Origin of the sequence: Streptomyces sp. NPDC051322 (assembly GCF_040689485.1) — a bacterium.
Lineage (GTDB): Bacteria > Actinomycetota > Actinomycetes > Streptomycetales > Streptomycetaceae > Streptomyces.
Window position 1 is genome coordinate 108,056 of the sequence record NZ_JBFBAK010000011.1, and the last position, 14,124, is coordinate 122,179.

The window sequence follows — 14,124 nt, forward strand, 5'->3', positions numbered from 1 at the left end:
CCCCCGCACCCACGTTCTCCGGAGCACGCCATGACGCATGACTCTCAAGGCACACCCGTCTACGGAAGCGCCGTCACCAAGGTTGAGCCGTTCGGCGTCGACCACATCCCCGACAGCGAGCGACACGGCAAACCGAGCTCACAGTTCTTCGTGTGGTTCGCCGCGGGGCTCAACTTCCCGGTCATCCTGCTCGGCTTCAGCGCCACGTGGTTCGGTCTCAGCTTCGCCACCGCCGTCGGCGCGATCGTCGTCGGCGCCGCCGTCGGCGCCGTCCTGATGGCCGTCATGTCGCGCATGGGCGTCCGCCTCGGCGTGCCGCAGCAGATCCAGGCCAGAGGGCCACTGGGCTTCTTCGGCAACTTCCTGCCCGTCGCCTACATCAACGTGTTCTCAGGCGTCGGCTGGGCGGCCGTCACGGTCATCCTCGGCGGCAAGGCCTTCGCCGAGCTGAGCCACTTGCCGTACTGGCTCTGCGCCCTCCTGCTCACCATGGTCGAGCTCGTCGTGGCGATCTTCGGCTACAACATGATCAACTTCCTTCAGCGGGCGCTGACGTACGTCCTCACCCCGCTGTTCGTCCTGATCACGGTCGTGGCCGTGGCCCGAGGCGGCAGCCTCTTCGAGGCCAACCCGCAGGCGGACGGCTATGTCGGCGCAGCCGGCGGATCGATCACCCTGGGCGGCTGGTTCCTGGCGTTCCTCGTGGCCTGGGCGCCTTTCGCCTCCGACTACTCGCGCTATCTGCCCGACACCGCGAAGGTCGTCCGGCAGACCACCTGGTACACCGGCCTCGGCAACTTCCTGACCATCTGCTGGCTCGGCATCCTGGGCGTCGTGGTCGGCGCTTCCGCCTCCAGCACCGACACGATCACAGCCCTGCACGAGCTGATGGGGCCGTTCGCAGTCCCCGCTCTCGTCGCCGTGGGTCTGTCCGCCCTGGCCCAGAACTTCCTCAACGTCTACGGCGGCGCGATCTCCGTACAGACCCTCAAGATCCCCGTCACCCGTACCCAGGCGGTGGCCGCGATCTGCGTCCTTGCCTACGCGATCAGCCTGTGGGGCGCCTCCGGCACGGAGGACAAGTTCAAGGTCTTCCTCAACCTCACCGCGTACTTCATCGCCCCGTTCGCCGCCGTGCTCCTGATCGACTTCTACCTGGGCGGGCGCAGCGACCCCCGCCGGATCGCCGAGCTCTACGACCGCTCCAGGATCGTCGACTGGGGCCTGGCGGCCTGGGCGGGCGGCGTCGCGGCGTCCGTCCCCTTCTGGCAGTCCAGCATCTACACCGGCGCCTTCGCCTCGGCCTACCCGGGAGCCGGTGACCTCAGCATGCTCGTCGCGGCAGCTGTCGCGGTCGTCGTGTACCTGCTCACGTACCGGCTGAAGCCGCTGTGGCGGCGGCCAGGCGGGGAACAGGCCTCGGCGTCTGATGAACGGGAGGACCACGCAGCGGAGATGGCAGGGCGTGCCTGAAGCTTCGGGAGGAAGCCCGGGGGCGGCCAATGACTTTGGGTGCGGATCGGATCCTCTGCAGTGCCGGTCGGGAGCAAACGGTGAGGCCGTATAGCTCGTGGGCAACCCCGAGAACCTGAGGGAATGGACTCGGACGGCCGAGTCTCCTGTCCCGACGCTCCGACTGGCGCCGCACTGACGGTAGGAGAAGGAGGAAAGCAAGAGCCGGGGAGGCGACAGGCGCCCCGGTGTCCCTCTGCCCTCTTGCCGTGCCGGCTGGGCTGCACGGTGCACGGCGATTGGCCGCAAGCGCCGTCATGACGCTGCGTAGCAGACGAGGCTTTTCGGGGCCGCACACGGTCCTGACCTCGGGGAACGTGCCCCGGCGGGCCCGGCGGCGTGAGCGCCGGGCCCGCGGACGGGCGGTCAGCCGTACGGGTAGAAGCCCGACCCCGTCTTCCGGCCGAGCCGCCCCGCGTCGACCATCCGCTGGAGCAGCGGGGGAGCGGCGTACAGCGGCTCCTTGTACTCGGCGTACATCGAGTCCGCGACCGAGGCGACGGTGTCCAGACCGATCAGATCGGCGAGCTTCAGCGGGCCCATCGGATGGGCACAGCCCATCTCCATCCCGTTGTCGATGTCCTCGCGGCTCGCGATGCCCGACTCGAACATCCTGATCGCGGAGAGCAGATACGGGATGAGCAGCGCGTTGACCACGAAGCCCGAGCGGTCCTGGGCGCGGATCGCGTGCTTGCCGAGTATGTCCTGAACCAGCGCCTCGGAGCGTTTCACCGTCTCGTCGGACGTGGTCAGAGCCGGGATCAGCTCGACCAGCTGCTGCACCGGGGCCGGGTTGAAGAAGTGGATCCCGATGACCTGGTCGGGACGGGATGTCGCGACGGCCAGCTTCACCAGCGGAATGGACGAGGTGTTGGAGGCCAGGATCGCGTCCTGCCGGGTCACCACCTGATCGAGTACCTGGAAGATCTCCGTCTTGACCTGCTCGTTCTCCACCACGGCCTCGATGACGAGATCGCGGTCGGCGAACTCCCCGAGGTCGGTGGTGAAGCTGAGCCGACCGAGCGTCGCGTCGAGCTCCTCCTCGGTGATCTTGCCGCGTTCGGCGGCCTTCGAGAGAGAGTTCTGGAGCCGGGTGCGGCCTATTTCCAGGGCCTCGCCAGTGGTCTCGGCAACCGTCACCTGGAGGCCGCTGCGGGCGCAGACCTCTGCGATTCCCGCGCCCATCTGGCCACAGCCCACTACTCCGACGCGTTCGATGTCGGTCACATCCAGCCTTTCGCAGATCGTCGCGGACGAGTCCCCCGTAAGATCCCGGCGCCCGCCCGGCCCCAGAACGTTACTCCTGACCTGCGGCCCGATGACGCCCCGGGTTAACCGTCGCTAACCGCGTATAACGGTCATAGCCGCCTATCGCGTCCGTGACCGCTGGGTGACCGCGATGCACACCAGTACCGCGACGGCTGCCACCGGAGCGGCCACCGGTAGCCGCTCGCCGAGCAGCACCACCGACCAGACCAGCGTCAGCAGCGGCTGTCCGAGCTGCAGCTGGCTGGCCTTGGCCACCCCGATGTCCGCCATCCCCCGGTACCAGACCACCAGGCCGAGAAACTGTGAACCGGCCGCCACCCAGGCGACCCCGGCGATGCTGTGAGCCGTGACATGCACAGGTTCGATCGCGAGCGCGACGGCCGCAGCCGGGATGGCCAACGGCAGACAGAGGATCAGCGCCCAGCCGATGACCCGCCAGCCCGGCATCTCCCGGGCCAGCCGTCCCCCCTCGGTGTAGCCCGCGGCGCAGACGAGCAGCGCGCCGAAGAGATACATGTCACCGGTGGAGAGGGCGCCACCGGATTGCTCGACGGTGAAGATAATCACCACAGCGGCGCCGGCCAGCGCGGAGACCCAGAAGGTGCGGGAAGGTCGCGAACCGGTCCGGACGACGGAGAAGGCGGCCGTGGTGAGGGGAAGCAGGCCCACCACGACGGCCGCATGCGAGGTCGTCGAGGTCTGCAGAGCCAGCGTGGTGAGCAACGGAAAGCCGACGACCACGCCGCCGGCGACCACGGCGAGACCGGCCCACTGCCGGCGCTCGGGCACCGGGGCGCGCAGTGCGATCAGCGCGGCACCGGCTATCAGCGCCGCCAGCACACACCGCACCGCGACCAGGGACCACGGGCCGAAACCCTCCAGGCCCCAGGCCGTCGCGGGAAAGGTGAGCGAGAAGGCGACCACACCCAGAGCGGCGAGGGCGGTGCCGCCCACTGCTATCGGCGCCTCGGCGGTAGCGCTATTCTGTACTGTCATGAATCAGCGTAGCAGCGTCGACGAGCTGGTGAAATCTCTGAAAGCGGAGCTCGACCGCTATCCGGTGGACGGAAAGCTGCCGTCGAGCCGGGCCATGGTGGAGACCCACCGGGTCAGCCCGGTGACGGTTGCCCGGGCGCTCGCCCAGCTGGCCGCCGAAGGACTGGTGGTGACCCGCCCGGGTGCCGGAGTGTTCCGTGCCCGGCCCCGCACGGACACCCCGGCGCCGGGCGACACCTCCTGGCAGGAGGTCGCGCTCAGCGCCGACGGGGCCACCGACGCGGTGCCGCGCGCCGTCGACGCCTCGGGCGTGCTGGCCACCCTTGCCGCGCCGGCCCCGGGAATCGTCGAGTTCAACAGCGGTTACCTCCATGCCTCGCTGCAGCCCGAGCAGGCGATGTCCGCGGCCCTCGCCCGGGCCGGGCGCCGGCCCGGCGCCTGGGGCCGGCCCCCGATGGACGGGATCCCCGAGCTCCGGGAGTGGTTCGCACGCGGCATCGGCGGAGCGATCACCGCAGCGGAGGTGCTGATCACCGCGGGCGGCCAGAGCGCCCTGACCACCACCCTGCGCGCCCTGGCCCCGCCCGGCGCCCCGGTACTCGTCGAATCGCCCACCTACCCGGGCATGCTGGCCATCGCCCGGGCCGCGGGGCTGCGTCCCGTTCCGGTCCCGGTGGACTCCGAGGGGGTGCGTCCCGAACTGCTCGCCACCGCCTTCCGGGCGACCGGCGCCCGAGTCTTCGTCTGCCAGCCGCTCTTCCAGAACCCGACCGGTGCGGTACTCAGCCCGGCGCGCCGGCCCGAAGTGCTGCGGATCGCCCGGGAGGCCGGGGCGTTCGTAGTGGAGGACGACTTCGTACGCCGACTGGTCCACCAGGACGCCGGGCCGCTTCCGCCACCGCTCGCCACTGACGACCGGCACGGTGTGGTGGTGCACGTCTGCTCGCTCACCAAGGCCACCTCGCCGAGCCTGCGGGTGGGCGCGCTGGCGGCCCGCGGCCCTGTCCTCGAACGGCTGCGTGCCATCCAGGTGGTCGAGAGCTTCTTCGTCGCCCGCCCGCTGCAGGAAGCCACCCTGGAACTCGTCGGATCGCCCGCCTGGAGCCGTCATCTGCGGACCGTGGCAGGGGAGTTGAGGGACCGCAGGGACACCCTGGCCGGCGCGCTGCGCCGGGACGTCCCGGAACTCTCGCTGCCGCACGTTCCCACCGGCGGCTATCACCTCTGGCTCCGGCCGCCGGACGGATCGGACGAGCGGGGACTGGTCTCCGCAGCCCTGCGGGCGGGTGTCGCCGTGGCGCCGGGCCGCCCCTACTTCTCCGCCGAACCGCCGGCACCGCACCTGCGGCTCAGCTTCGCCGGGGTGGCCGGCCCCGGTGAGATCATCGAGGGGGTACGGCGGCTGCGCGTCGCCTGCGACGAGGTGCTCCACTGACCGCCGTGCCTGCCCTGCCCCGGTCAGTCATCTCGTTCGCGGGTGTACTCCGTGGTCAGCAGCAAGTCCTTGGCCGGTCCCTCGACCCGCCAGACGCTGCGCCAGCGTCCGGGGGCGTATGCGGTGAATTCTCCCCGGTAGAGGTCCGCGCTGCAGGGATGGTCGGCGATGTGGTGCCCCGATCGCAGGTCCAGGCCGTGAAAGAACCGCCCGTCCGCGAAGTGGACCCGTGCGGTGCCCCGAGCGCCGTCCTCGTCGGGCTGCGCGGGGAGGAAGCGAAGCGTGCGCTCGGCCGGACGTGCGGTGCCCTGCCAGGTGAAAGTGCCGGACTCGTGATGCAGCAGCCCGCCGCCGTCCGGTCCGGCCGGCGGATCGAAGACAGTCCGCCCGGTGAAGTGCCCGGCCGAGCCGCTCGCCAGGTCCCGCACGGTCCGCTCGACCCGCCAGGCTCCGGCGAGATAGGCCAGCACGTCGGGCACGGGGTACATCGTCGGTGGCACCTCCGGAGGTCCCGGCGAGTCTACCGGGGCGCCCCCGGTCAGGGCTTGACGCCCACTCCCGCCAGGCCGTGGAGCACGGCAGGGTCGTCCTCGTCGCAGGGCACATCGGGGCGCCAGTGCGGCAGCGGGACTATGCCCGGCCGGACGATGTCGAAACCGGCGAAGAAGGGTTCGAGGTCTTCGGCGCTGCGCATGATCAGCGGAGTGCTGGTGCGCTGGTACACCTCCTGCACGGCACGCTGGCCGGTCGGAGTGGGCCCGTTCTCCAGGGTGGCGTGTGTGATGACCATGACGCTGCCGGGGGCCAGCGCGTCCCGCAGGGTGGCGATGACGTCCACCGGGTGCTCCTCGTCCGGCAGGAAGTGCACGACGGCGACGAGCAGCAGCGCTATCGGCCGGTCGAAGTCCAGGAGCCGGCGGGTCTCCGGATGTTTCAGGACGGACTCCGGATCGCGCAGATCGGCGTCGGCGATCGCCGCGTGCTCGTTGCCGTCCAGGACGGCGCGGCTGTGGGCGACGGCCACCGGGTCGTTGTCGACGTAGACGACACGGGCGCCGGGGGATGCGGTCTGCGCGGTTTCGTGGGAGCTGCCGAAGGTGGGAATGCCGGATCCGATGTCCAGGAACTGGGTGATGCCGCGCTCCAGCGCGAAGCGGATCGCCCGGTGCATGACGGCCCGGTTGGCCTTGCTGATCGCCGGAGCGCCCGGCATGGCACGGAGCACGGCACCCGCCGCCTCCCGGTCGACCGCGAAGTTGTGCGAGCCGCCGAGGAAGTAGTCGTAGATCCGGGAGACGCTGGGCTTGGTTATGTCAATGTCCTGAGGAGCCCAGGACGGTCGCTCGGTCACGGTTCGATGCCTCCAGGCCAACGGGTGCGGAGTGTGTGCACGAGGTTACTGATCCGTGGCCCGCGGGGAACACCGAATGGGTCAGGTCGCCTTCGCTGCCGCCCGGGGCCCGTTCCATCGCTCGTTGCATAACACTGCATCACTGCGTATAGTCATGCCATCGACGAGGAGGTTTCGGTGGCGGTACGTGCAGCAGTGGCAGGGGCGAGTGGATACGCAGGCGGGGAACTGCTGCGTCTGCTGCTCGGACACCCCGACGTCGAGATCGGAGCCCTCACCGGACACTCCAACGCGGGGCAGCAGCTCGGATCGCTGCAGCCGCAGCTGCGTCCGCTGGCCGGCCGGGTCCTCCAGCCCACCACCGCCGACGTGCTCGCCGGGCACGATGTGGTCTTTCTCGCCCTGCCGCACGGACAGTCCGCCGCCGTCGCCGAACAACTCGGCGACGAGGTGCTGGTGGTCGACATGGGCGCCGACTTCCGGCTGGCGGACGCGGGCGACTGGGAGCGGTTCTACGGCTCCCCGCACGCCGGGACCTGGCCCTACGGGCTGCCCGAACTTCCGGGCGCCCGGGTCGCTCTGGCCGGGTCCAAGCGCATCGCCGTGCCCGGCTGCTATCCGACGGCCGTTTCGCTGGCGCTCTTCCCGGCGTACGCCGCCGGGCTCGCCGAGTCCGAAGCCGTGATCGTCGCGGCCTCGGGGACCTCCGGCGCGGGCAAGGCGGTGAAGCCGCATCTGCTCGGCTCCGAGGTGATGGGCAACATGTCCCCGTACGGTGTCGGCGGCGGTCACCGGCACACCCCCGAGATGATCCAGAACCTCAGCGCGGCGGCGGGCGAGCCGGTCACCGTGTCGTTCACACCGACCCTCGCGCCGATGCCCCGCGGCATTCTCGCCACCTGCAGCGCGAAGGCGAAGCCGGGGGTGGACGCCGATGCGCTGCGCCGGGCGTACGAGAAGGCTTTCGCCGACGAACCCTTCGTCGATCTGCTCCCCGAGGGACAGTGGCCGGCCACCGGGGCGGTGTACGGCTGCAACGCCGTGCAGATCCAGGTCGCGTATGACGCGGCGGCCGGCCGGATCATCGTGATCAGCGCCATCGACAACCTCACCAAGGGCACCGCGGGCGGCGCCCTGCAGAGCATGAACATCGCCCTCGGACTTTCCGAGGACACAGGTCTTTCGACGATCGGAGTAGCACCGTGAGCGTCACGGCAGCGAAAGGATTCACGGCGGCGGGCATCGCTGCCGGAATCAAGGAGAGCGGCGGTCCCGACCTGGCCCTCGTGGTCAACAACGGGCCCCGACTGGCCGCCGCGGGCGTCTTCACCTCCAACCGCGTCAAGGCCGCCCCCGTCCTCTGGTCCGAGCAGGTCGTCAGGGGTGGCGCAGTCGGCGCCGTCGTCCTCAACTCCGGTGGGGCCAACGCCTGTACGGGCCCCAAGGGGTTCCAGGACACGCACGCGACAGCCGAGAAGGCGGCCGAGGTGCTCGGGCAGAGCGCCGGTGAAGTGGCCGTCGCGTCGACCGGGCTCATCGGCGTGCTGCTGCCCATGGACAAGCTGCTGCCGGGCATCGAGCAGGCAGCCGCCGAACTGTCCGCGCACGGTGGGGAGAAGGCGGCCATCGCCATCAAGACCACCGACACCGTGCACAAGACGGCCGTCGCGGGCGGCGAGGGCTGGACCGTCGGCGGCATGGCCAAGGGCGCGGGCATGCTCGCACCCGGCCTCGCCACCATGCTGGTGGTCCTCACCACCGACGCCGACCTGGACACCGAAACCCTCGACAAGGCGCTGCGCGCGGCCACCCGGACGACATTCGACCGGGTCGACTCCGACGGCTGCATGTCCACCAACGACACGGTGCTGTTGCTCGCATCGGGAGCCTCCGCCGTCATCCCCGGATACGAGGAGTTCGCCGAGGCGGTCCGTACGGTCTGCGACGACCTCGCCCGGCAGCTGATCGGCGATGCGGAAGGCGCCAGCAAGGACATCCGGATCGAGGTGGTGAACGCCGCGACCGAGGACGACGCCGTCGAGGTGGGCCGGTCCATCGCGCGCAACAACCTCCTCAAGTGCGCGATCCACGGCGAGGACCCCAACTGGGGCCGGGTGCTGTCCGCCATCGGCACCACCCGGGCCGCCTTCGAACCCGATGCGCTCAATGTCGCCATCAACGGTGTCTGGGTCTGCAAGAACGGTTCAGTGGGCGAGGACCGCGACCTGGTCGACATGCGCTACCGGGAGGTGAAGATCACCGCCGACCTCGCCGCAGGCAGCGCGTCGGCCGTGATCTGGGCCAACGACCTCACCGCGGACTACGTCCACGAGAACAGCGCGTACAGCTCATGAGCACCCGTAAGCACACCGCACTGCCCAAAGCGCAGATCCTCATCGAGGCGCTGCCCTGGCTGACACGCCATCACGGCAGGACCGTGGTCATCAAGTTCGGCGGAAACGCCATGGTCGACGAGGAGCTGAAGGCGGCGTTCGCCCAGGACGTGGTCTTTCTGCGGCACGCCGGCCTCAAGCCGGTCGTCGTACACGGCGGCGGCCCGCAGATCAGCGCCCAACTCGACCGGCACGGCCTGGTCAGCGAGTTCAAGGCCGGACTGCGGGTGACGACGCCCGAGGCGATGGACGTCGTACGGATGGTGCTGGCCGGCCAGGTCCAGCGGGAACTCGTCGGACTGCTCAACCAGCACGGGCCGCTCGCCGTCGGCCTGACCGGCGAGGACGCGCACACCATCACCGCGGTCCAGCACTTCCCGCAGATCGACGGCGAGTCCGTGGACATCGGCCGGGTCGGCGAGATCACCGCGATCGACACCGGTGCGATCGAGGCGCTGCTCGCCGACGGCCGTATCCCGGTCATCTCCTCGATCGCCCGCAGCGCCGACGACAACCACGTCTTCAACGTCAACGCCGACACCGCGGCCGCCGCGCTGGCCGCGGCGCTCAACGCCGAGACGCTGATGGTGCTCACCGACGTCGAAGGTCTCTACGAGGACTGGCCGAACAGCGACGACGTCATCAGCCGGCTCACCGCGACACAGCTGGAGAAGCTGCTGCCCGAGCTGGCCAGCGGCATGGTCCCGAAGATGCAGGGCTGTCTCTTCGCCGTGCGCAACGGGGTCACCACCGCCCGGGTGATCGACGGGCGGGTCCAGCACTCGATCCTGCTGGAGATCTTCACCGACGAGGGAATCGGCACGATGGTGGTGCCCGACTCCGACACCAGCACCAGCACCGACACGGACACCGAGGGGGCGTCATGAGCAACGAGGAACTCGCACAGCGCTGGCAGGGCGCGCTGATGGACAACTACGGCACCCCGAAGCTCTCCCTGGTACGCGGCGAGGGCGCCACCGTGTGGGACGCCGACGGCACCGCGTACACCGACTTGGTCGGCGGTATCGCGGTCAACGCACTCGGCCATGCCCACCCGGCGATCGTCGAGGCGGTCTCCCGGCAGATCGCCGCGCTCGGCCATGTCTCCAACCTCTACATCGCCGAGCCGCCGGTCGCGCTCGCCGAACGGCTGCTCCAGCTCTCCGGCCGGCCGGGCCGGGTGTACTTCGCCAACTCGGGTGCGGAGGCGAACGAGGCCGCGTTCAAGATCGGCAGGCTGACCGGGCGTACCCATATGGTCGCCACCCAGGGCGCCTTCCACGGGCGGACCATGGGCGCCCTCTCGCTCACCGGCCAGCCCGCCAAGCAGAACGGCTTCGAGCCGCTGCCCGGCGTGGTCACCCATGTCCCGTACGGCGATGCCGACGCGCTGCGCGCGGTCGTCACCGAGAACACCGCCTTTGTGATCATCGAACCCGTACAGGGGGAGAACGGCGCGGTCGTGCCGCCCAAGGGCTATCTCCGGGCCGCCCGCGACATCACCCGGGCCACCGGTACCCTGCTGGTGCTCGACGAGGTCCAGACCGGCATCGGCCGTACCGGCCAGTGGTTCGAGTACCAGGCCCACGAGGGCGTGGAGCCCGACGTCGTGACACTGGCCAAGGGGCTCGGTGGCGGGCTGCCGATCGGTGCGGCGGTGGCCTTCGGCCCGGCGGCCGAACTGCTGCACCCGGGTCAGCACGGCACCACCTTCGGCGGCAACCCGGTCGCCTGCGCGGCCGGTCTCGCGGTGCTCGACACGATCGCCGCCGACGGGATCCTCGACCACGTGAAGCGGACCGGCGAGCGGCTTCGGGTGGGAATCGAGTCCCTGGGGCACCCGTTGATCGGCCATGTCCGTGGCGCGGGGCTGCTGCTGGGTATCGTGCTCACCGAGTCCCGGGCGGCGCGGCTGCAGCAGGCGGCTCAGGATGCCGGATTCCTGGTGAATGTGACCTCCCCCGATGTCGTACGGCTGATGCCGCCGCTGATCATCGGTGACACCGAGGTCGACGCGTTCCTCCAGGCGCTGCCCGGCGTTCTCGATCAGGCAAACGGGGAAGAGTGATCCGCAGAGTGAGGCGACGATGACCGAGGCGCAGCAGGAGACCGAGCACAATGGACAGTCGGTCCCGCAGACCCGGACGGCCCGGCACCGGAGGATCGTCGACATCCTCAACCGGCAGCCGGTCCGCTCGCAGAGCCAGCTCGCGAAACTGCTCGCCGACGACGGGCTGAGCGTCACCCAGGCGACCCTCTCCAGGGACCTCGACGAACTCGGCGCGGTGAAGATCCGCAACACCGGCGGCGAGCTGATCTACGCGGTGCCCAGCGAGGGCGGTTACCGGACCCCGCAGGCCCCGCTCGGTGAGTCGGCCAAGGAGGAGCGGATGCGCAGGCTCTCCTCCGAACTGCTGATCTCCGCGGAGGCGTCGGCGAATCTGGTGGTGCTGCGTACGCCGCCCGGCGCGGCGCAGTTCCTCGCTTCGGCCATCGATCAGGCCGAATTGCACGACATCCTCGGCACCATCGCCGGTGACGACACGCTGATGCTGATCAGCCGCGATCCATCGGGCGGGCAGGCCCTCGCGGACCATCTGCTGCACCTCGCGCAGAATCCGCGCTGAGCGGGCCCCGGCAGCTCAGTAGCGGGTCAGCGCGGTCGGGCCCCAGCGGGTGCCGATCGCGATGTGCGGGCTGCCGCCCGGGTCGGCCCACGCCAGGATGCGGTCCATCGCGGCCGCCGGTACGGATACACAACCGGCGGTCGGGCCATCGCCGTTGACGTGCAGAAAGATTCCGGCTCCCCGCCCCCGCACCGGCCGGTCGTAGTTGAAGCCGATCACCAGCGCACGGGCGTACTGGGTCGGGTAGCCGACCAGGTGCTCGGCCTCGGCCGCCCGGCAGTCGGGCGGCCGGGGCTCCACCCAGCGGTTGTAGTCGCGGGCCGCGCTGTCCTCGCACCACCAGGAGGCGCCGGTGACCTGGCGGTAGGGATAACGGGTTCCGGCCGGAGCCGCCGTGATCCCGAAGGCGTACGGCAGGTCGTACAGTCCGGTGGGCGTGGTGTCGGTGCCCTGCTCGCGCAGTGTTCCCTCGACGAGGCCGCCGGCCCCGAAGCGGGCCGGCGCCGAGCCGGACTTCACCCAGCTGCCGGCCCGCAGGCTCCACCAGCTGACGGTGCCCGTGGTGGCACCGGAGTCGGCGGCCTCCGCAGTGATCAGCTGGGAACCGCCGCCGGCATCGGCGAGCGTCTCGGGCAGGGGCGGCGCCTCATAGGGGTGCGCCGCGGCGTGGGCGGTGACGGGGCCCGTGAGGGCGAGCAGAACCGAACCGATCAGCAGACATCTGCGCATGCCAGGACGGTATGCAGCGCCGCGCCGGGGTGCCCCCCGGCTTGCTCCGTACGGCCCAGCGCGCTACCTCGCAGGTGATGCGGGCGGAGTGTCCGAAGCGGGCCGGGCGGCCGGCTCGGCGAGAGACCCGGTCTTCCGGGAACGGTGAGCCATCCAGGCAGCGACCACGGCGCCCGACACGTTGTGCCAGACCGAGAAGATCGCCGCGGGCAGTGCGGCCAGTGGGCTGAAGTGCGCGGTGGCGAGGGATGCGGCGAGGCCGGAGTTCTGCATGCCCACCTCGAAGGCCATGGCCCGGCTGCCCGGCTTCCCGAGGCCGGCCACCTTTCCGGCGCCGTAGCCCAGCAGCAGTCCCAGACCGTTGTGCAGCACCACCGCGAGCAGCACCATCGCCGCCGCGGACTTGATCGTATCGGCGCTGCCACCGACCACCACAGCGACGATGACGGCCACCGTGCCGGCCGAGAGCCACGGCAGCGCGCCGAGCAGCCGGTCGATGTACCTGCCGGCCAGGAACCGCACGGCCAGCCCGGCGAGCACCGGCAGCAGCACGGTCTTGAGGATGTCCGTCATCATCGAGCCGGCGTCGACGGGCAGGTAGGTACCGGCCAGCAGTAGCGTCAGCGGCGGCGTCACCAGCGGGGCGACGATGGTCGAGACGGTGGCCACCGACACCGACAGCGCCACGTCCCCGCGGGCCAGATAGGTGACCACGTTGGACGCCGTGCCGCTCGGCGCGCAGCCGACCAGGATCACGCCGGCCGCCAGCTGCGGGGACAGGTGCAGCGCATGGGCGATCAGCCAGCCGAGACCGGGCATGATCACGTAGTGCGCGACGAGACCGAGTCCCACCGCCCACGGCCGTTTCGCCACTCCCTGGAAGTCCACCTTGGTCATCGTCAGGCCCATGCAGAACATGACGACGCCCAGGAGATACGGCACGGACACGCCCCAGTTCGCGAAGGTGCCGGGCGAGGCCAGGCCGATGGCGCCCGCCACCAGGACGAGCACGGGAAAGACCGTGACCGCGAGGCGAGCGGCGCGGTCGGTGGAGTCTGCGGAGCGGGGGAGCGCGTGTTCGGTTTGCACGCCGCGATGGAACGCCGTTGCCGTACCGCTCCGCAACACCGTCTCGTTATGTGGTCCCTACAACGGTCTCTCCGGCTCCGTCCGTGCTCCTGGGAGCGGACGGCAGCACGGGCAACGGCAGAGGCAGCCCCGGGAGCCCGTCGATGCTCCGGGCCACGTGCTCCTTCTTCTCGAAGTACTCACTGAGTGAGACGTCGTCATCACGCGCGAACCGCTTGGCGTGCAGGTCCCGGTCCTCGTCGTAGGTCATGAAAGGAACCGCGTAACCGCAGGTGTCCCGGATGAGCTCGGCCGTCACCACGATGACCGCGCGCAGTCCGTGCAGGGTGGGGTCGACGCCGGGGAAGTGCCGGAGCAGGTCGCGGAAGCGCGGGTCGTCGCGGAAGACCGGCTCTCCCCGGCCGTGCACCCGCACGATGTTGGGTGGGCCCTGGAAGGCGCACCACATCAGCGTGATGCGGCCGTTCTCCCGGAGGTGGGCGACGGTCTCCGCGTTGCTTCCCGCGAAGTCCAGATAGGCCACCGTCTGTTCGTCGATGACCGCGAAGGAGCCGCTGACGCCCTTGGGGGAGAGGTTGACGGTGCCGTCGCCGTCCAGCGGAGCGGTCGCGGCGAAGAATATGTGCTGCTCCTCGATGAAGGTCCTGAGCCGTCCGTCGATGTGCTCGTACGTCTTTCCCATGAGGCGGATTATCGTCCGCCGCGCCCGCCGCGCGAGTGCCA

14 protein-coding genes are annotated in these 14,124 nt (G+C 70.3%); 7 read left to right on the forward strand and 7 right to left on the reverse strand.

Annotated elements, in window-relative coordinates; genetic code table 11:
- Positions 1 to 30: 30 nt before the first annotated feature.
- On the forward strand, positions 31 to 1,473 hold the full coding sequence (locus AB0436_RS24880) for a cytosine permease (protein ID WP_366470149.1): 1,443 nt from the start codon (positions 31 to 33) through the stop codon (positions 1,471 to 1,473).
- Positions 1,474 to 1,878: 405 nt separating this feature from the next.
- On the opposite strand, the gene AB0436_RS24885 is transcribed toward AB0436_RS24880, so the two are convergent.
- On the reverse strand, positions 1,879 to 2,739 hold the full coding sequence (locus AB0436_RS24885) for a 3-hydroxybutyryl-CoA dehydrogenase (protein ID WP_366470150.1): 861 nt from the start codon (positions 2,737 to 2,739) through the stop codon (positions 1,879 to 1,881).
- A gap of 141 nt (positions 2,740 to 2,880) precedes the next feature.
- Complete coding sequence (locus AB0436_RS24890; protein WP_366470151.1) at positions 2,881 to 3,777, reverse strand: DMT family transporter; 897 nt, start codon at positions 3,775 to 3,777, stop codon at positions 2,881 to 2,883.
- On the opposite strand from AB0436_RS24890, the gene AB0436_RS24895 reads away from it, so the two are divergent.
- Positions 3,776 to 5,212 (forward strand): PLP-dependent aminotransferase family protein, encoded by a 1,437-nt coding sequence (locus AB0436_RS24895; protein ID WP_366470152.1) that lies wholly within the window; start codon positions 3,776 to 3,778, stop codon positions 5,210 to 5,212. The genes AB0436_RS24890 and AB0436_RS24895 overlap by 2 nt on opposite strands.
- Positions 5,213 to 5,235: 23 nt before the next feature.
- Here AB0436_RS24895 and AB0436_RS24900 read toward each other — a convergent pair whose 3' ends face one another.
- Entirely contained in the window at positions 5,236 to 5,700 is a 465-nt protein-coding gene (locus AB0436_RS24900; protein WP_366470153.1) for a DUF6314 family protein, read from the reverse strand.
- A gap of 50 nt (positions 5,701 to 5,750) precedes the next feature.
- Positions 5,751 to 6,563: an SAM-dependent methyltransferase gene (locus AB0436_RS24905; protein ID WP_366470154.1), complete on the reverse strand. Its 813-nt coding sequence runs from the start codon at positions 6,561 to 6,563 to the stop codon at positions 5,751 to 5,753.
- 177 nt (positions 6,564 to 6,740) lie between these two features.
- Here AB0436_RS24905 and argC point away from each other — a divergent pair, with 177 nt between their 5' ends.
- Genes argC through AB0436_RS24930 form a run of 5 tightly spaced genes read left to right on the forward strand, consistent with a single transcriptional unit; the run spans position 6,741 to position 11,583 of the window.
- Positions 6,741 to 7,769: an N-acetyl-gamma-glutamyl-phosphate reductase gene (gene argC, locus AB0436_RS24910; RefSeq protein ID WP_366470155.1), complete on the forward strand. Its 1,029-nt coding sequence runs from the start codon at positions 6,741 to 6,743 to the stop codon at positions 7,767 to 7,769.
- The gene (gene argJ / locus AB0436_RS24915; protein ID WP_366470157.1) at positions 7,766 to 8,917 is read left to right on the forward strand and encodes a bifunctional glutamate N-acetyltransferase/amino-acid acetyltransferase ArgJ; all 1,152 of its coding nucleotides are present in this window, start codon (positions 7,766 to 7,768) and stop codon (positions 8,915 to 8,917) included. Before argC ends, argJ begins: the two co-directional genes overlap by 4 nt.
- Entirely contained in the window at positions 8,914 to 9,843 is a 930-nt protein-coding gene (gene argB, locus AB0436_RS24920) for an acetylglutamate kinase (RefSeq protein ID WP_366470158.1), read from the forward strand. Before argJ ends, argB begins: the two co-directional genes overlap by 4 nt.
- Positions 9,840 to 11,024 carry an acetylornithine transaminase gene (locus AB0436_RS24925; protein WP_366470159.1) on the forward strand — a complete coding sequence of 395 codons (1,185 nt, stop codon included), beginning with the start codon at positions 9,840 to 9,842 and terminating at the stop codon, positions 11,022 to 11,024. The genes argB and AB0436_RS24925 overlap by 4 nt, the downstream gene beginning before the upstream one ends.
- A 19-nt stretch (positions 11,025 to 11,043) precedes the next feature.
- Complete coding sequence (locus tag AB0436_RS24930; RefSeq protein ID WP_365854482.1) at positions 11,044 to 11,583, forward strand: arginine repressor; 540 nt, start codon at positions 11,044 to 11,046, stop codon at positions 11,581 to 11,583.
- 15 nt (positions 11,584 to 11,598) lie between these two features.
- Here the strand turns inward: AB0436_RS24930 and AB0436_RS24935 are convergent, their stop codons facing one another.
- The 3 genes from AB0436_RS24935 to AB0436_RS24945 form a co-directional block, all read right to left on the reverse strand.
- A complete protein-coding gene (locus AB0436_RS24935) occupies positions 11,599 to 12,312 on the reverse strand; it encodes a L,D-transpeptidase family protein (protein ID WP_366470160.1) in 714 nt (237 codons plus the stop codon).
- 63 nt (positions 12,313 to 12,375) lie between these two features.
- On the reverse strand, positions 12,376 to 13,401 hold the full coding sequence (locus tag AB0436_RS24940) for a bile acid:sodium symporter family protein (protein ID WP_366470161.1): 1,026 nt from the start codon (positions 13,399 to 13,401) through the stop codon (positions 12,376 to 12,378).
- 46 nt (positions 13,402 to 13,447) lie between these two features.
- A complete protein-coding gene (locus AB0436_RS24945; protein ID WP_366470162.1) occupies positions 13,448 to 14,083 on the reverse strand; it encodes a pyridoxamine 5'-phosphate oxidase family protein in 636 nt (211 codons plus the stop codon).
- Positions 14,084 to 14,124 lie beyond the last annotated feature (41 nt).

Bases quoted from the DNA above. Each gene is read 5' to 3' on its own strand.
- AB0436_RS24890 (WP_366470151.1), bottom strand. From the start codon at position 3,777: ATGACAGTACAGAATAGCGCTACCGCCGAGGCGCCGATAGCAGTGGGC.
- AB0436_RS24880 (WP_366470149.1), top strand. From the start codon at position 31: ATGACGCATGACTCTCAAGGCACACCCGTCTACGGAAGCGCCGTCACC.
- AB0436_RS24930 (WP_365854482.1), top strand. From the start codon at position 11,044: ATGACCGAGGCGCAGCAGGAGACCGAGCACAATGGACAGTCGGTCCCG.
- AB0436_RS24945 (WP_366470162.1), bottom strand. From the start codon at position 14,083: ATGGGAAAGACGTACGAGCACATCGACGGACGGCTCAGGACCTTCATC.
- AB0436_RS24900 (WP_366470153.1), bottom strand. From the start codon at position 5,700: ATGTACCCCGTGCCCGACGTGCTGGCCTATCTCGCCGGAGCCTGGCGG.
- argB (WP_366470158.1), top strand. From the start codon at position 8,914: ATGAGCACCCGTAAGCACACCGCACTGCCCAAAGCGCAGATCCTCATC.
- AB0436_RS24935 (WP_366470160.1), bottom strand. From the start codon at position 12,312: ATGCGCAGATGTCTGCTGATCGGTTCGGTTCTGCTCGCCCTCACGGGC.
- AB0436_RS24925 (WP_366470159.1), top strand. From the start codon at position 9,840: ATGAGCAACGAGGAACTCGCACAGCGCTGGCAGGGCGCGCTGATGGAC.
- AB0436_RS24895 (WP_366470152.1), top strand. From the start codon at position 3,776: ATGAATCAGCGTAGCAGCGTCGACGAGCTGGTGAAATCTCTGAAAGCG.